This window comes from Microbacterium meiriae (assembly GCF_040685015.1).
Taxonomy (GTDB): domain Bacteria; phylum Actinomycetota; class Actinomycetes; order Actinomycetales; family Microbacteriaceae; genus Microbacterium; species Microbacterium meiriae.
In genome coordinates this window covers 1,001,311-1,027,534 of the sequence record NZ_JBFBHD010000002.1, presented here as the reverse complement: position 1 = coordinate 1,027,534, position 26,224 = coordinate 1,001,311, and the positions used below count along the sequence as shown (strand labels likewise).

23 protein-coding genes are annotated in these 26,224 nt (G+C 70.8%); 14 read left to right on the top strand and 9 right to left on the bottom strand.

The window, feature by feature from the left end:
• The first annotated feature begins 16 nt into the window (after window positions 1-16).
• Window positions 17-2,821: a preprotein translocase subunit SecA gene (secA, locus tag AB0N68_RS13475; RefSeq protein ID WP_187663732.1), complete on the top strand. Its 2,805-nt coding sequence runs from the start codon at window positions 17-19 to the stop codon at window positions 2,819-2,821.
• Between the two features lie 67 nt (window positions 2,822-2,888).
• Window positions 2,889-4,115 (top strand): pyridoxal phosphate-dependent aminotransferase, encoded by a 1,227-nt coding sequence (locus tag AB0N68_RS13470; protein ID WP_187663733.1) that lies wholly within the window; start codon window positions 2,889-2,891, stop codon window positions 4,113-4,115.
• On the opposite strand, the gene AB0N68_RS13465 is transcribed toward AB0N68_RS13470, so the two are convergent.
• Window positions 4,006-5,286 (bottom strand): CpaE/TadZ family protein, encoded by a 1,281-nt coding sequence (locus tag AB0N68_RS13465; protein ID WP_280571712.1) that lies wholly within the window; start codon window positions 5,284-5,286, stop codon window positions 4,006-4,008. The genes AB0N68_RS13470 and AB0N68_RS13465 overlap by 110 nt on opposite strands.
• Window positions 5,283-5,903, bottom strand: a complete 621-nt coding sequence (locus AB0N68_RS13460) for an SAF domain-containing protein (RefSeq protein ID WP_280569538.1) — start codon at window positions 5,901-5,903, stop codon at window positions 5,283-5,285. The genes AB0N68_RS13465 and AB0N68_RS13460 overlap by 4 nt, the downstream gene beginning before the upstream one ends.
• A 98-nt stretch (window positions 5,904-6,001) precedes the next feature.
• Between AB0N68_RS13460 and AB0N68_RS13455 the strand changes: the two genes are divergently transcribed.
• Complete coding sequence (locus AB0N68_RS13455; protein WP_259955251.1) at window positions 6,002-6,280, top strand: helix-turn-helix domain-containing protein; 279 nt, start codon at window positions 6,002-6,004, stop codon at window positions 6,278-6,280.
• A 3-nt stretch (window positions 6,281-6,283) separates the two neighbouring features.
• Here the strand turns inward: AB0N68_RS13455 and AB0N68_RS13450 are convergent, their stop codons facing one another.
• Complete coding sequence (locus tag AB0N68_RS13450) at window positions 6,284-6,898, bottom strand: hypothetical protein (protein ID WP_187664133.1); 615 nt, start codon at window positions 6,896-6,898, stop codon at window positions 6,284-6,286.
• A gap of 185 nt (window positions 6,899-7,083) precedes the next feature.
• Here AB0N68_RS13450 and AB0N68_RS13445 point away from each other — a divergent pair, with 185 nt between their 5' ends.
• Window positions 7,084-7,470: an Rv3235 family protein gene (locus tag AB0N68_RS13445; protein ID WP_187663737.1), complete on the top strand. Its 387-nt coding sequence runs from the start codon at window positions 7,084-7,086 to the stop codon at window positions 7,468-7,470.
• Between the two features lie 24 nt (window positions 7,471-7,494).
• Window positions 7,495-8,979 (top strand): sensor histidine kinase, encoded by a 1,485-nt coding sequence (locus AB0N68_RS13440; protein ID WP_187663738.1) that lies wholly within the window; start codon window positions 7,495-7,497, stop codon window positions 8,977-8,979.
• A gap of 59 nt (window positions 8,980-9,038) precedes the next feature.
• Here AB0N68_RS13440 and AB0N68_RS13435 read toward each other — a convergent pair whose 3' ends face one another.
• A complete protein-coding gene (locus AB0N68_RS13435; protein WP_017203224.1) occupies window positions 9,039-9,287 on the bottom strand; it encodes a WhiB family transcriptional regulator in 249 nt (82 codons plus the stop codon).
• Between the two features lie 229 nt (window positions 9,288-9,516).
• Here AB0N68_RS13435 and AB0N68_RS13430 point away from each other — a divergent pair, with 229 nt between their 5' ends.
• Entirely contained in the window at window positions 9,517-9,903 is a 387-nt protein-coding gene (locus tag AB0N68_RS13430; protein ID WP_187663739.1) for a hypothetical protein, read from the top strand.
• Between the two features lie 15 nt (window positions 9,904-9,918).
• Here the strand turns inward: AB0N68_RS13430 and bcp are convergent, their stop codons facing one another.
• Genes bcp through aroA form a run of 3 tightly spaced genes read right to left on the bottom strand, consistent with a single transcriptional unit; the run spans window position 9,919 to window position 12,793 of the window.
• Window positions 9,919-10,392 carry a thioredoxin-dependent thiol peroxidase gene (gene bcp, locus AB0N68_RS13425; protein WP_259955259.1) on the bottom strand — a complete coding sequence of 158 codons (474 nt, stop codon included), beginning with the start codon at window positions 10,390-10,392 and terminating at the stop codon, window positions 9,919-9,921.
• Between the two features lie 10 nt (window positions 10,393-10,402).
• Window positions 10,403-11,473 (bottom strand): ribosome small subunit-dependent GTPase A, encoded by a 1,071-nt coding sequence (rsgA, locus tag AB0N68_RS13420; protein WP_259955260.1) that lies wholly within the window; start codon window positions 11,471-11,473, stop codon window positions 10,403-10,405.
• 3 nt (window positions 11,474-11,476) lie between these two features.
• Window positions 11,477-12,793, bottom strand: a complete 1,317-nt coding sequence (gene aroA / locus AB0N68_RS13415; protein ID WP_313366668.1) for a 3-phosphoshikimate 1-carboxyvinyltransferase — start codon at window positions 12,791-12,793, stop codon at window positions 11,477-11,479.
• Window positions 12,794-12,859: 66 nt separating this feature from the next.
• Here aroA and AB0N68_RS13410 point away from each other — a divergent pair, with 66 nt between their 5' ends.
• From AB0N68_RS13410 to AB0N68_RS13400, 3 genes are read left to right on the top strand one after another with little or no spacing between them, the layout of a single operon-like run.
• Window positions 12,860-13,522 (top strand): sigma-70 family RNA polymerase sigma factor, encoded by a 663-nt coding sequence (locus AB0N68_RS13410; protein ID WP_025103063.1) that lies wholly within the window; start codon window positions 12,860-12,862, stop codon window positions 13,520-13,522.
• Window positions 13,519-13,764 carry a zf-HC2 domain-containing protein gene (locus tag AB0N68_RS13405; protein ID WP_025103064.1) on the top strand — a complete coding sequence of 82 codons (246 nt, stop codon included), beginning with the start codon at window positions 13,519-13,521 and terminating at the stop codon, window positions 13,762-13,764. Before AB0N68_RS13410 ends, AB0N68_RS13405 begins: the two co-directional genes overlap by 4 nt.
• 50 nt (window positions 13,765-13,814) lie before the next feature.
• Window positions 13,815-15,116, top strand: a complete 1,302-nt coding sequence (locus AB0N68_RS13400; RefSeq protein WP_268776523.1) for a GNAT family N-acetyltransferase — start codon at window positions 13,815-13,817, stop codon at window positions 15,114-15,116.
• 66 nt (window positions 15,117-15,182) lie between these two features.
• On the opposite strand, the gene AB0N68_RS13395 is transcribed toward AB0N68_RS13400, so the two are convergent.
• Window positions 15,183-18,866, bottom strand: coding sequence for a multifunctional oxoglutarate decarboxylase/oxoglutarate dehydrogenase thiamine pyrophosphate-binding subunit/dihydrolipoyllysine-residue succinyltransferase subunit (locus AB0N68_RS13395; protein ID WP_187663744.1), 3,684 nt, complete (start codon window positions 18,864-18,866; stop codon window positions 15,183-15,185).
• 161 nt (window positions 18,867-19,027) lie between these two features.
• Between AB0N68_RS13395 and guaB1 the strand changes: the two genes are divergently transcribed.
• The 3 genes from guaB1 (at window position 19,028) to AB0N68_RS13380 (ending at window position 22,973) form a co-directional block, all read left to right on the top strand.
• Entirely contained in the window at window positions 19,028-20,482 is a 1,455-nt protein-coding gene (guaB1, locus tag AB0N68_RS13390; RefSeq protein ID WP_313366670.1) for a GMP reductase, read from the top strand.
• A 113-nt stretch (window positions 20,483-20,595) separates the two neighbouring features.
• The gene (locus tag AB0N68_RS13385; protein WP_060923227.1) at window positions 20,596-21,915 is read left to right on the top strand and encodes a hemolysin family protein; all 1,320 of its coding nucleotides are present in this window, start codon (window positions 20,596-20,598) and stop codon (window positions 21,913-21,915) included.
• Window positions 21,912-22,973, top strand: coding sequence for a hemolysin family protein (locus AB0N68_RS13380; RefSeq protein WP_280569553.1), 1,062 nt, complete (start codon window positions 21,912-21,914; stop codon window positions 22,971-22,973). Before AB0N68_RS13385 ends, AB0N68_RS13380 begins: the two co-directional genes overlap by 4 nt.
• A gap of 59 nt (window positions 22,974-23,032) precedes the next feature.
• Here AB0N68_RS13380 and AB0N68_RS13375 read toward each other — a convergent pair whose 3' ends face one another.
• The gene (locus tag AB0N68_RS13375) at window positions 23,033-24,100 is read right to left on the bottom strand and encodes an NADH:flavin oxidoreductase/NADH oxidase (RefSeq protein ID WP_280569555.1); all 1,068 of its coding nucleotides are present in this window, start codon (window positions 24,098-24,100) and stop codon (window positions 23,033-23,035) included.
• A 56-nt stretch (window positions 24,101-24,156) separates the two neighbouring features.
• On the opposite strand from AB0N68_RS13375, the gene AB0N68_RS13370 reads away from it, so the two are divergent.
• Window positions 24,157-24,987, top strand: a complete 831-nt coding sequence (locus AB0N68_RS13370) for an ADP-dependent NAD(P)H-hydrate dehydratase (RefSeq protein WP_313366671.1) — start codon at window positions 24,157-24,159, stop codon at window positions 24,985-24,987.
• Window positions 24,984-26,222 carry a phosphatidylglycerol lysyltransferase domain-containing protein gene (locus AB0N68_RS13365; RefSeq protein WP_280565942.1) on the top strand — a complete coding sequence of 413 codons (1,239 nt, stop codon included), beginning with the start codon at window positions 24,984-24,986 and terminating at the stop codon, window positions 26,220-26,222. The genes AB0N68_RS13370 and AB0N68_RS13365 overlap by 4 nt, the downstream gene beginning before the upstream one ends.
• The last annotated feature ends 2 nt before the right edge of the window (window positions 26,223-26,224 follow it).

The window sequence follows — 26,224 nt, the reverse complement described above, 5'->3', positions numbered from 1 at the left end:
CAGGGAGATGACATCCGTGGCGAATCCTCTTGAGAAGCTGCTGCGTGCAGGTGAGGGGCGGATCATCCGCCGTCTGAACCAGGTGGTGAAGGCGGTGAACGCCCTCGAGGAGGACATCTCCCAGCTCACGGACGACGAGCTGCGCAACGAGACCGCCGAGCTGCGCGCCCGGTACGAGAAGGGCGAGACGCTCGACCAGCTCATGCCGGAGGCGTTCGCCGCGGTGCGCGAAGCCGCGAAGCGGACGCTCGGCATGCGCGCGTACGACGTGCAGATCATGGGTGGCGCGGCCCTGCACCTCGGCAACATCGCGGAGATGAAGACCGGTGAGGGCAAGACCCTCGTCGCGACCTTCCCCGCCTACCTGAACGCGATCGCGGGCGAGGGCGTGCACGTCATCACCGTGAACGACTTCCTCGCGAGCTACCAGGCGGAGCTCATGGGTCGTGTCTACCGCGCGCTCGGCATGACGACGGGCATCATCGTGTCCGGGCAGACGCCCGCCGTGCGCCGCGAGCAGTACGCCGCCGACATCACCTACGGGACGAACAACGAGTTCGGCTTCGACTACCTCCGCGACAACATGGCCTGGCGTAAGGAGGACCTCGTCCAGCGCGAGCACTTCTTCGCGATCGTCGACGAGGTGGACTCCATCCTCATCGACGAGGCGCGCACGCCTCTGATCATCTCCGGGCCGTCGTCCGGTGAGGCGAACCGCTGGTTCGCCGAGTTCGCCAAGATCGCGCGCACGCTCGTCGCCGGCGAGGACTACGAGGTCGACGAGAAGAAGCGCACCGTCGGCGTCCTGGAGCCCGGCATCGAGAAGGTCGAGGACTACCTCGGCATCGACAACCTCTACGAGTCGGCCAACACGCCGCTGATCTCGTTCCTGAACAACTCCATCAAGGCGCTCGCGCTCTTCAAGAAGGACACCGACTACGTCGTCATGAACGACGAGGTCATGATCGTCGACGAGCACACCGGCCGTATCCTCGTCGGCCGCCGCTACAACGAGGGCATCCACCAGGCGATCGAGGCGAAGGAGGGCGTGCCGGTCAAGGCCGAGAACCAGACCCTCGCCACCGTCACGCTGCAGAACTACTTCCGCCTCTACGACAAGCTCGCCGGCATGACCGGTACGGCCGAGACCGAGGCCGCCGAGTTCATGTCGACGTACAAGCTCGGCGTCATCCCGATCCCCACGAACAGGCCGATGATCCGCAAGGACCAGCCGGATCTCGTGTACAAGAACGAGGCGGCGAAGTTCGCGCAGGTCGTCGAGGACATCGCGGAGCGCCACGCGAGCGGTCAGCCCGTGCTCGTGGGCACCACCAGCGTCGAGAAGAGCGAATACCTGTCGCGGCTGCTCGCGAAGAAGGGCGTCAAGCACGAGGTCCTCAACGCGAAGAACCACGCGCGCGAGGCGGAGATCGTCGCCCGCGCCGGTCGGCTCGGTGCCGTGACGGTCGCGACGAACATGGCCGGTCGAGGCACGGACATCATGCTCGGTGGTAACGCCGAGTTCCTCGCGGTGCAGGAGCTGAAGGCGAAGGGGCTCGACCCGGTGGAGACGCCGGAGGAGTACGAGGTCGCCTGGGACGAGACCTACGAGGCGATGAAGAAGGTCGTCGAGGAGGAGGCCGAGAAGGTCATCGAGGCCGGTGGCCTCTATGTGCTCGGCACCGAGCGCCACGAGTCGCGCCGCATCGACAACCAGCTGCGCGGTCGTTCCGGCCGTCAGGGCGACCCGGGCGAGAGCCGCTTCTACCTGAGCCTCACCGACGACCTCATGCGTCTGTTCCAGTCGGGTGCCGCCGAGGCGATCCTGGCCCGCACGAACTTCCCGGACGATGTGCCGATCGAGTCGGGCCTCGTGTCCCGCGCGATCCGCAGCGCGCAGTCGCAGGTCGAGGCCCGCAACGCCGAGATGCGCAAGAACGTCCTCAAGTACGACGACGTCCTCAACCGTCAGCGTGAGGCGATCTACGCCGACCGTCGACAGATCCTCCAGGGCGACGACATCGCCGACCGGGTGCAGCACTTCATCGAGGACGCGATCAGCGGCGTCGTGCGCGATCACACCGGCGAGGGACACAACGAGAGCTGGGACTTCGACGCCCTCTGGACCGAGCTGAAGACGCTCTACCCGGTGAGCGTCACGATCGACGAGGTCGTCTCCGAGGCCGCAGGCCGCAAGGGCGGCATCACCGCCGAGGGTCTCACGCGCGAGCTGCTCTCGGACGCGAAGATCGCGTATGAGAAGCGCGAGGAGTCGCTGGGCGAGGCCGCGACCCGCGAGCTCGAGCGTCGCGTGGTCCTGCAGGTGCTCGACCGCCGCTGGCGCGACCACCTGTACGAGATGGACTACCTCAAGGACGGCATCGGCCTGCGGGCGATGGCGCAGCGTGACCCGCTCATCGAGTACCAGCGCGAGGGCTACGCGATGTTCCAGTCGATGATGGGCCAGATCAAGGAGGAGTCGGTCGGCTACCTCTACAACCTCGAGGTCGAGGTCCGTCGCGCGGGCGACGCCGAGACCGCGGAGGTCGAGGCGAAGGGCCTCGCCAACGACGGCGGAGAGCAGAGGCTGGAGTACTCGGCCGCCAACGACGCCGGAGAGGTCGAGGTCCGCAACGACCGGGGCCAGGTGCAGCAGGCCGCGACCGACCGGATGCGTCAGGCCGCCGCGCGCGCTCAGGCACCGCAGGCCGCCGAGCCCGAGGAGGCTCCGCGCGGGGCCTTCGGGCAGCGCACGGAGCAGAGCGCCCCGGCCGCGGGCAACCGCGAGCAGCGCCGCGCGCAGAGCAAGAAGAAGAAGTAGCCCCCGGGTGAGAAGGAGGGCCAGTCCGTGCGGATTGGCCCTCCTTTCGTCCCTGTAGGCTTGATCGATGACACCATCGCGCACCTTCGACCAGTCGTCGAAGCTCAAGAACGTCCTGTACGAGATCCGCGGAAACGCCCTCGTCGAGGCGGCGCGACTGGAAGCAGAGGGCCACCGGATCCTCAAGCTGAACACCGGCAATCCGGCGATCTTCGGGTTCGACGCCCCGCATCAGATCGTGCACGACATGCTCGCCGCGCTCCCCACGGCCCACGGCTACAGCGACAGCAAGGGCATCATCTCGGCTCGCCGCGCCGTCGTGAGCCGGTACGAGGAGATCGACGGGTTCCCGCGTTTCGATCCGGACGACGTCTACCTCGGCAACGGCGTCTCCGAGCTGATCACCATGACCATGCAGGCGCTGCTGGACGAAGGGGACGAGGTCCTCATCCCCGCTCCCGACTACCCGCTCTGGACGGCAATGACGAGCCTCGCCGGCGGCACCCCCGTGCACTACCTCTGCGACGAGGACGACGACTGGCAGCCCGACCTCGAGGACATCCGGTCGAAGATCACCCCGCGCACCAAGGCGCTCGTGATCATCAACCCGAACAACCCCACCGGCGTGGTCTACTCGCGGCAGGTGCTGGAGGGACTCGTGCAGATCGCGCGGGAGCACCAGCTCCTCATCCTCTCCGACGAGATCTACGACCGGATCCTCTTCGACGACGCGGTGCACATCCCGACGGCGACTCTCGCCCCTGATCTTCTCTGCCTCACCTTCAACGGACTGTCCAAGACCTACCGCGTCGCCGGCTACCGCTCCGGGTGGATGGTCGTCACGGGTCCCCAGGACCATGCCAAGGGGTTCATCGAGGGGATCACCCTGCTGGCGTCGACCCGGCTCTGCCCGAACGTCCCTGCCCAGCATGCCGTGCAGGCGGCGCTGTCCGGAGTCCAGTCGATCGACGCCCTCATCGCCCCGACGGGGCGTCTTCACGAGCAGCGCGACATCGCCTGGGAAGGGTTGGAGGCCATTCCCGGCGTCTCCTGCGTGAAGCCCCAGGGCGCTCTCTACGCGTTCCCCCGACTGGACCCGAACGTGCACGAGATCCGCGATGACGCCAAACTCGTCTACGACCTGCTCGTCTCGGAGCACATCCTCCTCGTGCAGGGCACCGGGTTCAACTGGCCGACGCCTGATCACCTGCGGCTCGTGACCCTGCCAGAGCCGCGAGTGCTGAGCGAAGCCGTCGAGCGCCTCGGGAACTTCCTGTCGAGCTACCGCCAGTAGTCGCCGGAGGGGCGGACGGCTCGAGACCGGCCGCGAGCCGACGGACGGCAGCGACGAGCGCCGACCGCGGCGCGACGTCCGAGATCGGCCGGGCATGGAGGAGAGCCGCGTCGACGGCGCGCCGATCCAGGGGAAGGAAGACGATGTCGGTGAGCCCGGCGAACCGCTCCAGCGTGCGACGGATCTGACTCCGGGCATCGAGGCCGAGGGGGCCGGGACGGACCTGGTTCACGACCACCGTCACCGGCGTCTGGCCCACGAGGCGCCGGAGCTCGGCGTGGTCGCGGAGGAATCGGCTGATCCCCAACGGATCCGCTGCCGCCACCGCCACGACCCGGTCCGCCTCGCTCAGCGCTGCGACGGTCGCCGCGTGCCGCCGCGGGCCGACCACGTCGTAGGTCGCCTCCTCGTCCGCGTCGACGGCGGCCGAGACGTCCACGACGGTCTCCTCCGTCCATGTCCGGCAGAGGGAGAGCGTCGCCCGGACCCGCGCTTCGGACAGCTCCGGCCAGCGGTTGGGGCGGTTGAGCCCGGCCAGCACATCGACCTCGGCACCTCCGGCTGCGAGGCGGGTGGAGAGGCGGGTCAGTTCCGCCGGATCGAGCGCGCCGGCCTCGGCGCGACGGCAGGCGGCGGCGAGGCCCGGGGCGTCATCGTCCATCCCGAGGAGCAGCGCGAGAGCGGGGGCCACGGTGTCCGCATCGACCAGCGCCGTCCGGCGTCCGCGGCGCGCCAGCTCCACGGCGAGCTGGACGGCGACCGTCGACCGCCCCGGCGCCCCGTGCGGACCCCAGACGGCGATGACCCGGGACGGAGCCGACGGAGCCGGGGCGCCGGGCTGAAGGTCGGCGGACAGTGCCGCCGCGATCTCCCACCCCGCTGCATCCGCGCGCAGGGGAGGGGCGAGGCCCATCCGTATCGCGGCGCGACCGTCCGCGCCTCCGAGTGTGAGGACGCGGATGCCGGCGCGGTCGCACGTGGACAGCAGGTCGGTGGTCAGCACAGCCCTGCTCGCGGGAACGACGACGGCCTCCACCTCCGGATGCAGACGAGATGTGATCATCGCCGCGGAGGCGGAGGGGATGCTGGCGGCCGAGACGCCCTCCCACTCCAGCTCGGCGACCAGCTCGTCGGCCCGCGGCGCGGCCACCGCGATGAGGACGACGCTCACGACCCTGCCCCGACCGGGACCACGGAGAGTGCCGCACCGCCGGTGACCGCGGCGAGGACCGCCGCGACATCGCTCCGGTCGATCACGATCTCCAGCTCCGCGGTGGTGTCCGCCAGGAGCCCCTCCCGATCGAGGACGGCACGCACGACGACGTCTCCGACGAGGATGCGGGGCTCGTCATAGGAGCGCCCGTCCTCGCGCAGGGGCGCCTGCCAGATCTCGACCTCGGTTCCGGCCTCCACGTCTTCGGGAAGGCCCACGCTGCTCGCGACGACGACCGTCGTCGTACGGCTGTCCGCTGCCGTCGTCATCGCCGTCCTGGGCACCAGCTCGCCCTCCGACAGCGTCCGGGCCGCGACCTGGCCCGTGTCGAGCTGGTCTGGCCGGAGGTACTCGTCGGACACGGCCCCCAGCGCCACATCGACGGTCGCGAAGTCGGAGGCGCGGAGGACTTCTCCGCGGACGATCGTGCGCTGCGCCTGAAGCACCGGCGTCGCCTGATCGGATGAGGTGAGGACGAACCAGACGCCGGCCATCGACGCCAGGACGAGCACGATGCCCACCGCGAAGCGGGCATCTCCGCGGAAGCGACGAGGGGAACGGGAGAGCGGGGCCATGGCGATATGGTCACAGAAGCGGCCACCAGGGCCGTCGAGTTATCCACAAGCTCTCGCCACCCCGCACCTCCGCCGCCCTCCGCGCCCAGAATGAGGGCATGACACCCCCACACCCGCACACCCCCCGTTTCCTCGCGCCTGCGCAGGTGGCAGAGCTGCTGAGCATCGATGTGGACGAGGTGATCGCGCTCGTCCATGCCGGAGACCTTCGCGGCGCCCCCCTCGGTGCGCCCGCGCGCTGGCGCATCGAGGAGTCGAGCATCGAGGAGTACCTGGCCGCGCAGGTGGAGGAGGCGCGGCGGATGGCCCTGTGGCGGCAGTCGCAGGCCGCGAGCTTCCCCGAGCTGTGGGGACCCGCCGCGTCACGGCGTCCCTGAGCGTCAGAGAGTCGGAGCTCCCTGCACGCGGATCGCGGCGAGGGCGGCGTACGGCACGATCCGGAAGCCCCGTACCGCGTCGGCCCGGCGGGTGGCGCCGCTGTCGTGCTCGGCGAGATCGAGGTGGTCGGCGGCGGCGCGATCGATGGTCCCGTGGAGATCGTCGCCGACGAGGAGGCGGAGCTGCACCGGAAGACGGCGACGTGCGAGGTCGCGGAGGGCGAACCCCAAGGTCATCCGTTCGCGGAGCGTGGTCGCTCCACCGTTCGTGTCGTCGGCGAGGCTGCCCAGCATCGATCCGTGGTCGAGCGTGAGTCCGAGCACGGATGTCATCGGGATCAGCAGCATGGAGCTCGGCACGCGCGCGCCCTGGGGCACGCGCGAGACGGCGGCGAGCCAGTCCACGCCCAGGGACCGCAGGCCGACGGGCAGGTGAGCCCCGTCGACGAGGTGGAGTGTCGCTTCGATGTTCGCGGCGCACAGATGGCGCAATCGAGCGCGCAGGTCGAGTCGAGCGATGCGGAGTCGCTCGGACTCGGCGTCGCGGGCGGCGCGTTCCGCCTCCCACTCCGCGGCGAGCTGTCCTTCCAGGTCGTCGAAGAGGGAATCCCAGTGCACCCGACCGAGCGTAGGGGCGGACATCGTATCGTCCGAGTTATCCACATCCGCGCGGACGGTCGCCGCGGCCCTCGCCCGAAGCGCGGAATCTACGGGTTGTCCACAGACCTCCTCCTGCGCCGACCGTGCCGTACCGGGAACGTGTTCTACTGACGGCTCGCCGACGCCTCCGAGGGGAGATCGAGATGATGCTGGCCGAGTACTTCGGACCGCAGCCCACTCCGGCCGATGAGCTTCCGGACCCCGTGCTCCTCGTGCGGAGCCTCACCCAGGGGGCGCTCGAGGCCCTCGCCGGAGTGCGGGAGGTGGATCAGCTCGCCCGCTGGTTCAGCGAGGAGGCGTATCGCAGCGTCGTCACCAGGGCCAACCTCGCCGCCCGTGCGCGCAGTGCTCGCGGTGTCGCGCCGACCCGACCCACCTTCGTCATCCGGACGGTGCGGGTGACGCACCCACGGGACGGCATCGTCGAGGCGGTCGTCGTGGTCGCGGGCCCGGGGCGCACCCGTGCCGTGGCCATCCGACTCGAGGGACTGGACCGACGGTGGCGCGCGACGTCGCTCGCCATCCTCTGAGGCGGGGGAGCCTAGGCTGGTGAGGTGTCAACCCTCAGTGATCTCGCCCAGGCCCAGGGCCTTCTGACCGACGACGACGTGGAGTGGCTGCACCGGCTCGCCGGTGACGGACAGCTCCTCGCGGACCTCGCCTCCGCCGATATCGTCCTGTGGATCCAGACGGACGACGGCTCGTTCGTCGCCGTCGCTCACGCGCGACCGAGCGGTGCGGCGACGCTCTTCTACCGGGACATCGTCGGGGAGCGGGTGCGCCCGCAGTGGCGCACGCAGGTGCACGGCGCTTTCGAGTCGGCGGAGATCGTCGACTCGTCCTCGCCCGACTGGTTCGAGGAGACCCCGACCAGGGTGCGCGCGGTCCCGATCGTGATCGAGCGGCGCGGCGAGGACAAGGCTCCGCGCGTGATCGGGGTGGTGACGCGGCACACCAACCTCGGGGAGGTCCGCACGCCGTCGCGTCAGCAGATCACCTTCGACGAGTGTGCCAACGACCTGTTCCGCATGATCGCAGACGGCAGCTTCCCCGACCCTGCAGCGCCGACATCGCCGCGCCGCGGTGCGCCTCGGGCATCGGACGGTCTCATCCGGATCGACGTGGACGGCATCACGACCTTCGCCAGCCCCAACGCCCTGTCCGCGTTCAATCGGATGGGCTTCGACGACGAGCTGGAGGGCGAGTCCCTGGCCGAGGTGACCACCCGGCTCGTACCGCCGTCCCGCCAGGTGGACGAGTCGCTGCCCGTGGTGGTCACGGGGCGGGCGCCCTGGCGGACCGACATCGAGGCGCGGGGGGTGACGGTCTCCCTCCGTGCCATCCCCCTGAAGGATCACGGCACCCGCATCGGGGCGATCGTGCTCTGCCGCGACGTCTCGGAGCTGCGCCACCAGGAGCAGGAGCTCATCACCAAGGACGCGACGATCCGCGAGATCCACCACCGGGTCAAGAACAATCTGCAGACGGTGGCGTCCCTGCTCCGGATCCAGGCGCGACGCACGCACTCCGACGAGGCGCGGGATGCTCTCACGCAGGCCATGCGCCGCGTCGATGCGATCGCGGTCGTCCACGACACCCTCGCTCAGGGCCTCACGCAGAAGGTCGACTTCGACGAGGTCTTCCATCGTGTCCTCAAGCTCGTCGCCGAGGTGGCGTCGGCTCCCAACACGCGGGCCCGCACGCAGTCGACGGGACACTTCGGCGTGCTCCCGAGCGAATACGCCACGCCGCTCGCCCTCGCCCTGACGGAGGTGGTCACGAACGCGGTGGAGCATGGCCTCGCCGGGCAGGAGGGCGTCGTCACGATCGACGCGAAGCGCACCGAGGACAACCTCCGGGTGACGGTTCGCGATACCGGCCACGGGCTCCCGGAGGGCCGGATCGGTCAGGGCCTCGGCACGCAGATCATCCGCACCCTGATCCAGGGCGAGCTCGGCGGCACGATCGACTGGCGGGGGAGCGAGGGTGAGGGGACCGAGGTGGTCATCGACATCCCGCTACGCTGGCTCGAGCGCTGACGCCTCGTCGGAACACGCAGAAGCGGCCTGAGACGGTGTCTCAGGCCGCTTCTCGGATCTCAGGAGGCGCGGCGGGCGCGGGCGGCGCGGCGCTTGAGCGCGCGGCGCTCGTCCTCGGACAGGCCGCCCCAGACGCCCGAGTCCTGGCTGGTCTCCAGGGCGTACTGCAGGCAGATCTCGGTGACCGTGCACGTCGCGCAGACGGTCTTCGCCTTCTCGATCTGGTCGACGGCCGGGCCGGTGTTGCCGACCGGGAAGAACAGTTCGGGGTCGACGGTCAGGCAGGCGGCCTTGTCACGCCAGTCCATGGGGGCTCCTCGGTGTGGATTTCATGAGATGTCGCGATGCGACCTCTCGATTCGGGCGACGGTTCGGGTTCCGCTACCCTGTTGAGATACGGGCGGATGCCCGCTGATTGTGATGCGAACGCGAACGTTCGCCCCACGCCGCTGTGGGAGCACATGACTTTCTCTATTCTGTTACATGAATACCCTGAAATCAAGGGTTTTCTCGTCATTCGATCCCCGGGAGGACCACGTGCGCGCACCGGGAATCGCCCGCGCCGCCGCCGCCGTCCTGGCCGTCGAAGCGGTCGCCCTGCTCGTCTTCGCGGCCATCGAGATGGCGGGACTCGGGGCAGGGGACGCCGCATCGCTGCCGACGGCCATCGCTCTCATCGTCCTGACCCTGATCGGTGCCGCGGCACTGGGAGCCTTCGCCTTCGGCACCCGCGCCGGGCGCTCCTGGGCGCGATCGGGCGGGGTGGTGTTCCAGGTCCTCGCGATCGCCCTGGCGCTCGGCGCCCTCACGCTGCCGCCGATCCCGTGGGTGTTCGTGCTCGGCCTCGGGGTTCCCGCCGTCGCCGGCTTCGCCCTCCTCATCGCGAGCGCACGCCGTGAGGGGACGAGGCGCGAAGCGGAGTGACTCCGCCGCGACGCGTCAGGCGTCGATGCCGAGCTGCTTGCGCAGACGCGCGACGTGGCCGGTGGCCTTCACGTTGTACTGGGCACTCGTGATGATGCCGTCCTCGTCGAGGACGAAGGTCGAGCGGATGACGCCTTCGACGACCTTGCCGTAGTTCATCTTCTCGCCCCAGGCGCCGTACGCCTCGTGCACCGCGTGGTCGGGGTCGCTGAGCAGCGGGAAGGTGAGACCGTCGCGGTCGCGGAAGGCGGCCAGCTTCGCAGGCTCGTCCCTCGAGACGCCGACGACCTGGTACCCGGCGCCCTGGAGCGAAGAGATGCTGTCGCGGAAGTCGCAGGCCTCGGTCGTGCACCCCGGGGTCATCGCCGCGGGGTAGAAGTACAGCACGGTCTTCGTGCCGCGCAGATCGGCCAGCCGGACGGTGTTCCCGTCCTGGTCGAGCAGAGCGAAGTCGGGGGCGGCGGTTCCGGTTTCCAGGCGTTCGGTCACGCCCCCCAGCCTACCGTCCGGGCGGCTGCTCCGCCTTGTCGGCGAAGGTCTGCAGCAGCCGCTGCAGCGAGTCCAGCCGCGCCCGCCCCGTCTCGCTCAGCTCGCCGCGCTCCGCTGCCTCGATGAGGGCGCAGTCCGGCGCGTCCGGCAGGTGCGTGCAGCCGCGCGGGCAGTCCTCCGCGATGACGGCGAGCTCGGTGAAGGCGGCGAGGATGTTCGCGGGCTCGACGTGCCCCAGCCCGAAGGAGCGCACGCCGGGGGTGTCGATGACCCAGCCCGTGCCGCCTGGGCCCTCGTAGCGGAGGGACACGGTGGAGGAGGAGGTGTGGCGTCCCCGGCCGGTGACCTGGTTCACGTGTCCGGTGGCGCGGCCCGCGGTCGGGACCAGGGCGTTCACGAGGGTCGACTTGCCCACGCCGGAGTGCCCGACGAAGACGGTCGAGTGGCCGATGAGCGCCGCGCCGATCTCGTCGACGGGCATCTCGTCCTGTGCGCTCGTGAAGACGCGGAGGTCGAGGCCGTCGAAGTGCGCGAGGAAGGGCGCCGGGTCGGCGAGATCGGTCTTCGTCACCACGAGGAGGGGGCGGATCCCGGCGTCGAGGGCCGCCACGAGGTAGCGGTCGACCAGGCGGGCACGCGGCTCGGGATCGGCCGCGGCGACGACGATGAGCATCTGGTCCGCGTTCGCCACGATCACCCGTTCGACCTCGTCGGTGTCGTCGGCGCTGCGACGCAGGAGCGAGGTCCGCTCGACGATCCCCACGATCCGCCCGAGCGTGCCCTCGTCTCCCGAGGTGTCGCCGACGACGCGGGCCTGGTCGCCCGTGACGATCGGCGTGCGCCGCAGCTCGCGGGCGCGGGCGGCGGTGATCGTGCGCTCCTGCGGGGTGTCCTCGTCGAGGAGCACGGAGTACCGGCCCCGGTCCACACCCAGGACGCGGCCGACCTGCGCGTCCTCGTGCGCGGGGCGCCGCTTGGTGCGCGGTCGGTTGGCCTTCGGGTTCGGGCGGGTCCGGATGCTGCTCTCGTCGTAGTCCTCGAAGTCGTCCTCGAGGTCGTCGGCGTCGTTCAGCCAGCTCACCCGTCAGCCTCGCAGCATCCGCTCCCAGAGCGTGGTGAACTCCGGGAGGGTCTTGGCGGTGGTGCCGATGTCGTCGATCACGACGTCGGGGACGCGGAGGCCGATGAGCGCGCCGGTCGTCGCCATCCGGTGGTCGTGGTGCGCCGCCCAGGAGCCACCGCGGAGCGGGCCCGGCACGATGCGGATGCCGTCGGGGAGCTCTTCGGCGGTCCCGCCCAGAGCGCGCAGGTTGCCGACGAGCGCCGCGATGCGATCGGTCTCGTGGAGGCGGATGTGGCCGATGCCCCGGATCGTCGTGGGGCCGTCGGCGAAGGCCGCGAGACCCACGAGGGTCGGCGTCAGCTCGCTGGCGGCGGAGAGGTCGAGATCGAGCCCGCGGATGCCGGAACCGGCGCGCACGGTGAGGACCCCGCCGTGACGGCTGACGTGGGCGCCTGCAGCCTGCAGGATCTCGGGCAGCAGCGCCCCGGGCTGGGTCGAGTGCGCCGGCCAGCCGGTGATCGCGACGGAGCCGCCGGTGACGAGCGCGGCCGCGAGGAACGGTGCCGCATTGGAGAGATCCGGCTCGATGGGGATCTCCTTGGCGCGGGGGCCCCCGGCCTCCACCAGCCACTCGCCGACCGCGGGGCGCTCGATGCGGATGCCACGGCGGCTGAGGGCCTCGATGGTCATGTCGATGTGCGGCAGGCTCGGCAGCCGCTCGCCGGTGTGCACGAGGTGCAGGCCGACGTCGAAGCGTGGAGCGGCCAGAAGCAGCCCGGACACGAACTGGCTGGAGGCCGACGCGTCGATCTCCACGCGACCGCCGCGGATGTGACCGTGGCCGCGGATGGTGAACGGGAGGGCCCAGGTTCCCTCGTCGTCGATGTCGACGCCGAGGTCGCGCAGGGCGCTGATGAGCCCGCCCATGGGTCGGTGCAGAGCCGTCTCGTGCGCGGTGAGGTGGACGTCCTGCTCGGCGAGGCCGGCCAGCGGCGCGATGAAGCGCATGACGGTCCCGGCCTGGCCGCAGTCGATCGTCGTGCCGCCGCGGAGCTTGCCGGGCGTGATCACGAGGTCGGGACCGAACTCGTGGCCGGCGTCGACCTCCTCGATGCCGACGCCGAGCGCGCGGAGGGCCTCCACCATGCGCTGCGAATCGTCAGAGTGCAGCGGCGCGATCAGGCGGCCGGGGCCGTCCGCGATGGCCGCGATGAGGAGCTCGCGGTTGGTGAGGGACTTGGACCCGGGGATCGTGAGCTCGGCGTGGACCGGGCCGTCGATCGTGGGCGCGGGGTAGGCGCCCTGCACACGGGTGGGGGAATACCTTTTGGCGCTCATCGGTTCTCACCTTAGTAAACGCAACGCCGTCCTCGTGAGAGGCGGCTTCGGTGCGAAGGGAAGAGGATGCCTGCGACGCTGGAACGCGAGGTGATCGACCTCAGCCGCCTAGACTGGCCGGTGATGGACGACACCGCAACCGCAGCCACCGTCGGCGACCCTCGGCGCGAGTTCGAGGAGCAGGCGCTCCCCTTCATGGACCAGCTCTACGCCGCCGCGATGCGCATGACGCGCAATCCCGCGGACGCCGCCGATCTCGTGCAGGAGACCTTCGTCAAGGCCTACGGGTCGTGGTCGACCTTCGCGCAGGGAACGAACCTGAAGGCGTGGCTGTACCGGATCCTCACCAACACGTACATCAACATCTACCGGAAGCGGCAGCGCGAACCGTTCCAGGGCACCATCGACGAGCTCGAGGACTGGCAGCTCGGCGGCGCCGAGTCGACGACGGCCTCGCACAGCCGGTCGGCCGAAGCCGAGGCCATCGACCGCATGCCGGCGTCGGTCGTCAAGGACGCGCTGCAGGCAGTCCCGGAGGACTTCCGTCTCGCGGTGTACCTCGCCGACGTCGAGGGCTTCGCGTACCAGGAGATCGCCGACATCATGAAGACCCCCATCGGCACCGTCATGAGCCGTCTGCACCGTGGCAGGCGGATGCTGCGGGAGCTGCTGGCCGACTACGCCGCGGAGCGGGGAATCGCCGCGGCTGACCCGAGGAGCAAGAAATGAGCGACTGCGGCTGCGACAAGGCCCGTCAGGATCTGGAGGAGTACCTCCGCAATGAGGTGTGCAAGACGGAGCACGCCGAGATCCGCGAGCACCTGGAGAACTGCCCGGCGTGCCGGGACGAGGCTCTGGTGGCGACGACCCTCACCGAGGTGATCGCCCGTGCCTGCAAGGAGACCGCTCCCGAGGAGCTGCGCGACCAGGTGTTCGCCCGGCTGCGCGAGGTCCAGGCCGCACAGCACTGAGGCGCTGCGAGCGCGTGCGGGGCGTCGGAGACCGCCCGTAGGCTGTGTGCATGGCCCTCATCGATGCGCGCGGGATCCCCGCTGACCAGACCTCCGTCGACCGCCTCGCGGCACAGGACCTCGACTACCGGGTCCTCGATACGACGGACTCGGCGCGGGTGGCCGCCTTCCAGCGAGCGATGGCGCGCGGGTTCCTCGGCGCCGACCCCTCGGAGGCGGCTCGCGAGGAAGGCGTCGGCACCCTGAGGAGCCGGCGCAACATCGGCGTGTACGAGCCCGACACCCCGGCCGACCGTTTCCCCGTGGCGACCATCGACTCCTGGGTGACTCCGCTGACGATCCCCGGCGGTGAGATCGGCATGTGGGCGATCAGCGGAGTCACTGTGGCCGGCACCCATCGTCGTCGTGGCATCGCGCGGGCGCTGCTGGAGGGGGAGCTGCGCGCCGCCTCCGACGCCGGTCTCCCGGTCGCCGGGCTCACGGTGTCCGAGGCGACGATCTACGGACGGTACGGCTTCGGCTCTGCCGTCCCGGTGTCGCGGTTCACCGTCGACGTCCGCCGCGCCGGATGGGCGGGGCCCGGTCCCGCGGGCGGCGTCGAGTACCTCGAGCGCGAAGAGCTCGCGGCCGCGCTGGCGGAGGCGCACGAGCGGGCGCGTATCGCCCGATCGGGGCAGGTCCCCGGATGGCCGGCCCGCTGGGCGGGCATCAGCGGGCTCGCGAGCACAGACACCGACCGGGACCGGGTGCGCGGTATCCGCTATCGCGACGAGTCCGGGCAGGTGCGCGGCGTGATGGCGTTCCACCTCGCCGAGCGCGGGGGCACTTTCCGGTTCGCGCTGCACGTGCGTCTGCTCGTCGGCGAGACGGCGGAGGCGACGGCCGCATTGTGGCGATTCGCGCTGCAGCACGATCTCGTGGACGAGGTGACCGCCGACCTCCGTCCTCTCGACGACCCGCTGCCGTGGCTCGTCGGAGACCCGCGCGGGGTCACCCAGGAGGTGCACGACCACGGTTGGCTCCGCGTCCTGGACGTCCCCGCCGCGCTCACGGCCCGGTCCTACGCCGCGCCCCTGGACACGGTGCTCCGCATCGAGGACGCGCTCGGTTTCGCCGCGGGCACGTGGCGTCTGCGCATCGACGCCGAGGGGCGGGCGCGCGTCGAGGCGGCTCCGGATACCGGGGCGGACCTCGTCCTCGACGTCTCCGCGCTCTCGTCGATCTACGCAGGCAGTATCCGTGTCGCCGCGCTGCACGGTGCGGGCCGGATCGCCGGCGCGCCCGCGGCCGTCGAGGCCCTGGACCGCGCGTTCGTCGCCTTCCCGGCTCCGTCCCTCGACATCTGGTACTGATCCCCGGACGACGAGAAGGGCGCCCCGGCCGAAGCCGGGGCGCCCTTCTCGTCGTCCGAGAGCGGATCAGCCGAGGGTCACCGCCGCGCGGATCAGAGCGGCCTGCTCGGTGGCGTGCACCTTGGACGAGCCCGTCGCCGGAGACGCCGAAGCCGGACGCGACACGGGGCGGAAGGAGCGGTCGCCGGGGACATCCGCGAACGCGAGGGCCAGGAACGGCCAGGCGCCCTGGTTCTCCGGCTCCTCCTGCACCCATACGAGCTCGGCGTTCGGGTACGAGTCGGTGATCTTCTTCAGCTCGTCGATGGGTGTCGGGTAGAGCTGCTCCAGACGCACCAGGGCGATCTCCGGGTTCGGGTTCTTCTCCAGCTCGGCGCGGAGGTCCCAATGCACCTTGCCGCTGTGCACGAGGACGCGCTTCACGGCGGAACGATCGAGACCGCGGTCGTCGTCGATGACCGGCTCGAACCGACCGCCGGTGAACGCCTCGACCGGGCTCGTCGCTCCCCGCAGGCGCAGCATCGCCTTCGGGGTGAACACGATCAGCGGCTTGCGCGGGCGGGCATAGGCCTGACGGCGCAGCAGGTGGAAGTGCGACGCCGGCGTCGACGGACGCGCCACGATCATGTTGTCCTGTGCGCACAGCTGCAGGAACCGCTCGATGCGTGCGGAGGAGTGGTCCGGCCCCTGACCCTCGTAGCCGTGGGGGAGCAGGAGGGTGACGCTGGACTGCTGACCCCACTTCTGCTCCGCGGCGGAGATGTACTCGTCGATGACCGACTGCGCGCCGTTGACGAAGTCGCCGAACTGCGCCTCCCAGAGCACCAGGGCCTCGGGAGCCTCCACGGAGTAGCCGTACTCGAAGCCGAGTGCGGCGTACTCGCTGAGGAGGGAGTCGTAGACGAAGAAGCGGCCCTGGGCGTCGGACAGATTCGACAGCGGCAGCCACTCCTGGCCGTTCGCCCGGTCATGGAGCGCGGCGTGACGCTGTACGAACGTCCCGCGGCGCGAGTCCTGGCCGGCGAGGCGCACCGGAGTGCCCTCGACGAGAAGCGACCCGAAGGCGAGCAGCTCGCCGAAGCCCCAGTCGATGTTCCCGTTGCGGCTCATGTCGAGACGCTTCTCCAGCAGCTGCTGGATCTTCGGGTGCACGGTGAAGCCCTCGGGCTTGTTCACGAATGCATCGCCGATGAGGCGGATGACCTCCGCGGGGACACCGGTGACCTCGGGGGCTCCGACCTGGTCCTCGACCTGCGGGGCCTCCTCCGGGGCGATCGGGGTGGCTCCGGTCTCGGCGGCGTGCGTCTCGGCGAAGGCGATCTCCAGGCGGTTCTGGAAGTCGGCCTTGGCCTCGTCGTACTCCTCCTCGGTGATGTCACCGCGACCGACGAGCGACTCCGTGTACAGGCGGCGGACGGAGCGCTTCGCCTGGATGAGGTCGGTCATCAGCGGCTGCGTCATCGAGGGGTCGTCGCCCTCGTTGTGACCGCGTCGGCGGTAGCAGACGAGGTCGATCACGACGTCGCGGTGGAAGCGCTCACGGTACTCGAACGCGAGCTGGGCCACGTGGATGACCGCCTCGGGGTCGTCGCCGTTCACGTGGAAGACGGGTGCCTGGATCGTCTTGGCGACGTCGGTGGCGTAGACCGAGGTGCGGGCGTCGCTCGGCGTCGTGGTGAAGCCGACCTGGTTGTTGACGACCACGTGGATCGTGCCGCCGGTGCGGTAGCCGCGCAGCTGCGACATCTGCAGCGTCTCGACGACGACGCCCTGGCCGGCGAAGGCCGCGTCGCCGTGGACGAGGATCGGCAGCCAGGCGAAGGTGCCGATGGGCTTGCGGTCCTGCTTGGCGCGGACGATGCCCTCGAGCACGCCGTCGACCGTCTCCAGGTGCGAGGGGTTGGCGGCCAGGTACACGGGGAGCGAGGAGCCGTCGTCGGCGACGAAGGTGCCCTCGGTGCCGAGGTGGTACTTCACGTCGCCGGAGCCGCGCTGGTTGCCGGGGGTCTGCGTGCCCTCGAACTCGCGGAAGACCTGGCCGTAGGTCTTCCCGGCGATGTTGGTGAGCACGTTCAGGCGACCGCGGTGGGCCATGCCGATCGCGGCACCCTCGAGACCGGCGGTGGCCGCGCCCTGGAGGATCTCGTCGAGGAGCGGGATCAGCGACTCGCCGCCCTCGAGGGAGAAGCGCTTCTGACCGACGAACTTCGTCTGCAGGAAGGTCTCGAAGGCCTCGGCCTCGTTGAGCTTGCGCAGCACGCGCAGCTGCTCGTCATGGCCGGGCTTCTGGTACTTGACCTCGACCTTGTCCTGGAACCAGCGGCGCTGCTCCGGGTCCTGGATGTGCATGTACTCGATGCCGAGCGTGCGGCAGTACGAGTCGCGCAGCACGCCGAGGATGTCGCGGAGCTTCGCGACGCGGCGCCCGCCGAAGCCGCCGGTGACGAATTCGCGGTCGAGATCCCAGAACGTCAGCCCGTGACTCTCGATCTCGAGGTCCGGGTGCGAGCGCTGCCGGTACTCGAGCGGATCGATGTCGGCCATGAGATGACCGCGCACGCGGAAGGAGTTGATGAGCTCCTGCACGCGCGACTGCTTGTCGACGCGCTCGGCGAGGTCGACCGCGATGTCGGGGTTCCAGCGGATGGGCGCGTACGGGATGCGCAGCGCGGCGAAGATGTCGTCGTAGAAGCCGCGCTGGCCGATCAGCAGCTCGTGCACCTTCTTGAGGAACTCGCCGGAGCCGGCGCCCTGGATGACGCGGTGGTCGTAGGTGCTGGTGAGCGTGATCGTCTTGCCGATCGCGAGCTCGTTGAGCGTCTTGTCGCTCGCGCCCTGGAACTCGGCCGGGTACTCGAGGGCACCGGCGCCGATGATGCAGCCCTGGCCCTTCATGAGACGCGGGACCGAGTGGACCGTGCCGATGCCGCCCGGGTTGGTCAGCGAGACCGTGGTGCCCTGGAAGTCGGCGGCGGTGAGCTTGTTGGAGCGTGCGCGGGTGACGAGGTCCTCGTAGGCGGCGAGGTACTCGGTGAAGGTCATGGTGTCGGCGCGCTTGATGCTCGGGACCATGAGGGCGCGGGTGCCGTCCGGCTTGGGCAGGTCGATCGCGATGCCGAGGTTGACGTGCGCCGGGGCCACGACGGAGGGCTTGCCGTCGATCTCGGCGTAGAAGACGTTCTGGCTGCGGAACTCGTCGAGGGTGCGGATGAGCGCCCAGCCGATGAGGTGGGTGAAGCTGACCTTGCCGCCGCGGGTGCGGGCCATGTGGTTGTTGATGACGATGCGATTGTCGATCATCAGCTTGGCGGGGACCGTGCGCACGCTCGTCGCGGTGGGGACGGTGAGGGACTCGTCCATGTTCGCGGCGAGGGTCTTCGGCAGACCGCGCAGCGGGGTGACCTTGTCCTCCTCGGAGGGCGGCTGCGCCTCCTTGGATTCCTGCTTCGGCTTCGGCGCCTGGGCGGGGATCGGGGCGGACGCCGCGGGCTTCGCCGTGGTGCGGGCGACGGGCTGCGAGCCGATCACCGGGATGGGCGCGGTCACGGGGTGTGCCGGGGCCGTCGTCGCGGTGGGAGCAGCAGCGCCTCCGCCTGCGGTGGTCTCGGAGTGGTACTTCTCCAGGATGGGCCACCACTCCTTGTCGACCGAGTCGCGGTTCTCCTTGAACTGCTCGTAGAGCTCTTCGACGAGCCAGGAATTGGCTCCGAACCCCCCGTCGCCACCGACGCCGGTCACCTGGTTCGACACGCTCTATCGCCCTCTTTCATCGCTGAAGATCTCCGATGCGGACGCACGACGCAGGATGCGCTCGGGCCCGCACACTCTCGACCACCAAGCCTAACCTGTTTCGACCGGGGAGACGTCGAAGAGAGCGACCCGCGCCGCGCCGATCTGGGTACCGTGGAGGCATGGAGTTCTCAGGTGCGCAGCCGACCGTCGATCTGACCTACTCGGATGTCTTCCTGGTGCCGCGCCGTTCGGCCGTCACCAGTCGGTTGCAGGTCGATCTCGCCCCGCACGACGGCACGCCCGCGACGCTGCCACTCGTCGCCGCGAACATGAACTCGGTGACAGGGCCGCGCATCGCCGCCGTGCTCGCACGCCGCGGGGCGCTGGGCGTGCTCCCGCAGGACCTGCCGCTCCAGGAGCTCGACGCCGCGATCCGCGACGTGAAGGGGCAGCCGGTGCTCTGGGACACGCCGCTCGTGCTGCCCCCGGAGGCGACCGTCGCCGACGCCCTCCGCCTGCTTCCGGCCGCCGTGGGACACGGGATCGTCGTGGCCCACGGCGCGGCGCCGATCGCTGTGGACCGCATCGTCGGCGTCCTTCCGGCGACGCGTCTGGCGACCGCGTTGCCCGATGCACAGCTCGGCGACCTCGTGCACCGGGGGACGCCGTCCATCGACGCGGACGACATCGGCTCCGAGCGTCACGCCTTCGACGTCATCACCGAGGCGGACGTCGAGATCGTCACCGTCGTGCACCACGGCCACCTCGTCGGGACGCTGAGCGCGCGCAGCGCCTTGCGCGCCACCCTGTACCGCCCGGCCGTGGACGCCGACGGCCGCCTCGCGGTGGCCGCGGCGGTCGGCATCAACGGCGATGTGGCGGCCAAGGCGAAGGCGCTCGCGGCCGCCGGCGTGGACGTGCTCGTCGTCGACACCGCGCACGGTCACCAGGAGGGCATGCTCCGGGCGCTGCAGGAGGTCGCGTCCCTCGGCCTCGGGCTCCCGATCGTCGCGGGGAACATCGTCACCGCGGACGGCGTGCGGGATCTCGTCGACGCGGGCGCCTCGATCCTCAAGGTCGGCGTCGGCCCCGGGGCGATGTGCACGACCCGGATGATGACGGCGGTCGGTCGTCCGCAGTTCTCCGCGGTGCTGGAGACCGCCGAGGCCGCCGCCGAGGCCGGAGCGCACGTCTGGGCCGACGGCGGGGTGCGCTACCCCCGCGACGTCGCCCTCGCGCTCGCGGCCGGTGCCGCCTCCGTCATGGTCGGCTCCTGGTTCGCCGGGACGATCGAGGCCCCGGGGGAGCTCCAGCACGACGCGGACGGGCGGCTGTTCAAGGAGTCGTGGGGGATGGCGTCCACGAAGGCCGTGCAGGCGCGGTTCGGTCGGCTCGACGCGTACGAGCGGGCGCGCAAGGAGCTGTTCGCCGAAGGCATCTCCTCCTCGAAGATCTATCTCGACCCGCTGCGGCCGGGAGTGGAGGACCTGCTCGACATGATCACCTCGGGCGTGCGGTCGTCCTTCACGTACGCCGGTGCTGCGACCGTGCCGGAGTTCCACGAGCGCGCCCTCGTCGGACTGCAGTCCGCGGCGGGATATGAGGAGGGCAAGGCGCTGCCGGTCAGTTGGTGATCGCCTGCCGCGTCCACAGTCCGCTTCTGTAGAATCGAGCGCACTATGGACGACCCTCCCAGTTGCCGAACATCGCCCCACCGTCCCGTTCTCTCCCCGGAGAGGAAGATCTGATGGACTACATCATGTTGGGCGTGGGGCTTCTGCTCACGGTCGGCACCGGCCTCTTCGTGGCGAGCGAGTTCGCCCTCGTGAACCTCGACCGCGCGGATCTGGAGGCGCGGCAGGCGCGCGGGGAGTCCCGCCTCTCCCTGACGATCAGCGCTCTCCGGCACACGTCGACGCATCTCTCGTCTGCACAGCTCGGCATCACGCTGACCACGCTGCTGACCGGATACACGATGGAGCCGGCGCTGTCGAACCTCCTGCGTCCCACGCTGGTCGCCTGGAACATCCCGGAAGCCGCCGTCGCTCCCATCGCGACCGTGGTGGCGATGTTCGTCGCGACGGTGCTCTCGATGATCCTCGGCGAGCTCGTCCCGAAGAACTTCGCGCTGGCGCTGCCCCTGGCCACGGCCAAGCTCGTCGTGCCCTTCCAGATCGCCTTCACGACGGTGTTCAAGCCGGCGGTGGTCGTGCTGAACGGCAGCGCCAACGGCGTGCTGCGCAGCATGGGCATCGAGCCCAAGGAGGAGCTCTCCGGCGCCCGCAGCGCGGAGGAGCTGTCGTCGCTCGTGCGACGGTCGGCGAGCGCCGGAGTTCTGGAGGCCGACACCGCCACGCTGCTGGACCGCACGCTCACCTTCTCCCGGCTCACGGCGGCGGACGTCATGACGGCGCGCCCGAGCATGCACGCGATCGCCGCCGGCGACTCCGTGGACGACGTGATCCAGCTCGCCCGGCGCACGGGCCACAGCCGCTTCCCGGTGTTCGACGAGGACCTCGACGACATCACCGGCGTCGTGCACCTCAAGGCCGCCATCTCGGTGCCGCGGGAGCGTCGCGCCGAGGTGCCCGTCGGCGCTCTCGCGACCGATCCGCTCCGCGTGCCGGAGACCGCCCATGTCGACGCGCTCATCTCGGACCTCCGCGGCCGGGGTTACCAGCTCGCGGTCGTCGTCGACGAGTACGGCGGGACCGCCGGCATCGTGACCCTGGAGGACCTCGTGGAGGAGCTCGTCGGCGAGGTCTCCGACGAGCACGACCGGACGAGGGCCGGGATCATCCGGAACCGCGACGGGGTGACCTTCCCCGGCGAGCTGCGCCCGGACGAGCTGCGCAGCCGCGCGGGCGTCGAGGTGCCGGAGGGCGATGTGTACGACACGGTCGGCGGCTACGTCATGAGCGTTCTGGAGCGGGTGCCTGTCGTCGGCGACGAGGTGCCCCTGGAGAGCGGCACGCTGCAGGTGGTCCGCATGGACGGACGCCGGGTGGATCGGGTGCGCTACGTCCCGAGACCGGATGCCGTCATCATCGAGGGGGTGTCCCTGTGAGCGATTGGGGAGGCCTCGCCTGGCTCGTCGTCCTGCTGGCGGCGAACGCGTTCTTCGTCGGCGCCGAGTTCGCGGTGATCTCCGCGCGGCGCTCGCAGATCGAGCCGAAGGCGGAGCGCGGCTCGCGTCCCGCCAAGACGGCGCTGTACGCCATGGAGCACGCGACGCTCATGCTCGCGACCTCGCAGCTCGGCATCACGATCTGCTCGCTGCTCATCCTGAACGTCTCCGAGCCCGCCATCCACCACCTGCTCGCCGTGCCGCTGCACGCCGTGGGCTGGTCGGATGGTGCGGTGGACGTCGTGTCGTTCACGATCGCGCTGCTCATCGTGTCGTTCCTGCACGTCGTGTTCGGCGAGATGGTGCCGAAGAACCTCGCGTTCTCGATTCCGGACCGGGCCGTGCTGCTCCTGGCGACGCCGCTGGTGTGGGTGTCGAAGTTGTTCATGCCGGTGATCTGGCTGCTGAACGCGGCGGCGAACGGTGTGCTGCGCCTGTTCCGGGTGGAGCCGAAGAACGAGGCGGCGTCGACCTTCACGCTCGATGAGGTGGCGACGATCGTCAGTCAATCGCGCCGGGAGGGCGTGCTCATGGACACCGCGGGCACGGTGACGGCCGCGGTGGAGTTCACCGACAAGAAGGCCCGCGACGTGGCCGTGCCGCTGAGCGACCTGGTCACACTGCCGCAGACGACCACGCCGGACGACATCGAGAAGGCGGTGGCCCGCTACGGGTTCTCGCGCTACGTGATCGTCGACGACGAGGACGTCCCGATCGGCTACGTCCACCTCAAGGACATCCTGCGGGCCTCCGAGGGGCCGGACGCCGAAGCCAAGGTGCTCGAGCCGATCCCCGGCAAGCGCATCCATCACATGGTGCCCGTGCAGGAGGACACCGACCTGGAGGACGCTCTCGCCGTCATGCGACGTGCGGGCCGTCACCTGGCCAAGGTCCGCGACGCGCGGGGGGAGACAACCGCCGTGCTGTTCCTGGAGGACATCCTCGAGGAGCTCGTCGGCGAGGTGCAGGACGCGACCCGTCGCGTCCGCGGTCACTGACGTCGCGACACGCGAAGGCCGCCGGCTCCCACGGGAACCGGCGGCCTTCGTCGTGGGCGTCAGCGCCAGTGCGCCCGCTCGTACTGCGGCGGCCAGGCGACCTCGGCCCCCAGCTCGTGCGCGGCGCGGAGCGCGAAGTGCGGGTCGCGCAGCCACTCCCGTCCGGCGAAGATCGCGTCGGCCGCGCCGTCGGCGAGCACCTGTTCGGCCTGCGCGGCCGCGGTGATGAGGCCGACGGCCGACACCGGGATCCGCCCGCCCTGGCGGACGGTCTCGGCCAGCGGGACCTGGTAGCCGGGGGAGACGCTGATGCGCTGGTGCGCGACGAGGCCGCCGCTGGAGACGTCGATGAGGTCGGCGCCGTGCGCGGTCGCCCAGGTGCCGACCGTCGCGGCCTCCTCGGGCGTGAACCCGCCCTCGGCATGATCGGTCGCCGAGATGCGGACCAACAGCGGCACGTCGTCGCCAGCCGTCTCGCGCACCGCGTCCACGACGCGCAGCAGCAGCCGGGCCCGGTTCTCCAGCGAGCCGCCGTACTCGTCCTCACGGAGGTTGGACAGCGGCGACAGGAACTGGTGCAGGAGATAGCCGTGGGCGCCGTGGATCTCGATGACGTCGAATCCGGCCTCCCGCGCCCGCCGGGTCGCGGCGGCGAACCCGTCGACCACGCGGTCGATGCCCGCCGCGTCCAGCGCTACCGGCGCGGCGAACCCCTCGTAGGCCACGGCCGACGGTGCGGTGGTCGTCCATCCGCCCTCGGCGGCGGGGACCGTGCCGCGCTCGTCCGCCCACGGCCACCAGGTCGAGGCCTTCCGCCCGGCGTGCGCGAGCTGGATGCCCGCTGCCGCCCCTCGGTCGTGGATCGCCCGGACGATCGGGGCCAGGGCGTCGCGCTGCGCGTCGTCCCACAGCCCGAGGTCGCGGGGAGAGATGCGCCCCTCCGGCACGACGGCCGTGGCTTCGGCCACGATGAGTCCGGCGCCCCCCGAAGCGAACTGCGCGAGGTGGGTGTGGTGCCACTCCTGCGCGACGCCGTCGACGGCGCTGTACATGCACATGGGGGACACCCAGAGGCGGTTGCGGATCGTGGTGGACCGGATGGTCAGCGGGGAGAAGAGAAGACTCACCGTTCGACGGTACCGCCGACGCGGACGGGACAGGGCCGTCGGGCTAACGTGGAGTCATGAGCGACGTGCGCGAGTGGTCCCGCAACGACGCGGCGTGGTTCTTCCGCGCTCCGACCGTCGAGGACGACAAGTATTCGCGGGGCGTCGTGGGGGTGCGCACGGGATCGGCCGCCTACCCCGGCGCCGCAGTGCTCGGCGTCGAAGCCGCCTGGCGCACCGGTGCCGGGTTCGTCCGCTACGTGGGCGCGCCGTCGGCGGTCGCGGCGGTGCTCTCGCGGCGCCCGGAGACCGTGGGCGGGCCGGATGCCGGACGCACGCGGATCGGTGCCTGGGTGATCGGCTCCGGGACCGACCCGGACGACCGGAGCGCGACGGAGGCGCAGGCACTGCGGGAGATCGTCGGCGGCGACGTCCCCGTGGTCATCGACGCCGGAGCGCTCGATCTGGCGCCGACCGCACGCGCCCCGTTCGTCGCCACGCCGCACGGCCGGGAGTTCGCGCGGCTGCGGGAGCGCATCGGCATCGACGGGGCCTCGGACGATCTCGCAGATGTCCGCGCCGTGTCCGCCGCGATCGACGGCGTGGTGCTGCGCAAGGGCGCGCGCACCGTGCTCGCCGCACCCGACGGCACGCTGATCGCCGTCGAGGCGGGAACGGGCTGGCTCGCGACGGCGGGCACGGGCGACGTGCTCGGCGGGATCGTCGCCGCCGTGATCGCCGCGAATCCGGACAGCCCGCTCGTCGAGTCCGCTGCGGCGGCCGTCTGGCTGCACGGGCACGCCGCCCGCATCGCCGCCGCGGCGACAGCGGGCGCGAGCGGCCATCCGATCGTCGCGCTCGACGTCGCGGAGACGCTGCCCCGCGCGGTCGCGGACCTCCTGTCGTGAGGACCTCGACCCGGAGGAGCGCGCTCGCCCTGTGGATCGCCTTCCTCCTCGTCCACCTCGTGACCGCGTGGCTGGGCTGGGTCTACCCGAGCCAGCCCATGGGGGACGTCGTGCTCGTGTACGAGCCCTGGGCCACCGCGGCGTGGAGCGGCGGGGAGGTCGTGGGCGTCACGGAGTCCTGGGTGTATCCGCAGCTCGCGCTCCTGCCGATGATGCTCGCCGCCGGGCTCGCCGCACCGTTCCTCCCGCTGCTCGGCGTCTCCGGCGCCTACCTCATCGGCTGGGCACTGCTGGTGACGGCGCTCGACGCCCTGGCGTTCGCCGTCCTCGTCGGGCGCGGACGCGTACGGGCGCGTCGGACAGCCGCGTGGTTCTGGTGTGCGGCGCTGCTGCTCCTCGGACCCATCGCGCTGTACAGGATCGATGCCGTGACCGTGCCCCTCGCCGTCGTCGCCGGTCTGTGGTTGGTCACCCGCCCCACCATCGCCGCGGCGCTGCTGACCATCGGCGCCTGGATCAAGATCTGGCCCGGTGCGCTCCTCCTCGCGGCGGTCGTGGCCGGGAGGGCGCGGCTGCGGATGCTCCTGACCGCCGCGGGGGTCACCGCCGGTGTGGTGGTGGCGCTCCTGCTGCTCGGCGCCGACACCGAGATCCTCGGCTTCCTCACCGCACAGACCGGCCGGGGGCTCCAGATCGAGGCGGTCGCCGCGACGCCGTTCCTCTGGATGGCCGTGACGGGGGCCGCCCGCATCGAGTACAGCTACGACATCCTCACCTTCCAGATCGTCGCGCCGGGAGCGGAGGTCGTCTCCACGGTCCTCACCCCGCTCCTCGCCCTCGCCGTGGTCGTCGTCGCGCTCGCCGGCGGGGTCAAGGCCGCCCGCGGCGCGTCGTTCGCGCGACTCTTCCCGCCGCTGGCCCTGCTCCTGGTGACGGTGCTCATCGCTCTGAACAAGGTCGGCTCGCCGCAGTTCCAGACCTGGCTGCTGGCGCCCGTGATCCTGTGGCTCGTGCTCGACCGCCGCCGCGCGCGGGCCGCCGCGGCGCTCGTGCTCGCGCTGTGCCTGCTCACCTGTCTCGTGTATCCGCTGAGCTACGACGGGCTGCTGCGGGCCGAAGCCGCCCCCGTCCTGCTGCTCACGATGCGGAACGTCCTGCTCGTCATCCTCGCCGTCGTGAGCGCCGTCGCGCTCGCGCGTGTCCCCGTCGTCCGCCGTCCCCGAACCCAGGAGTGAAC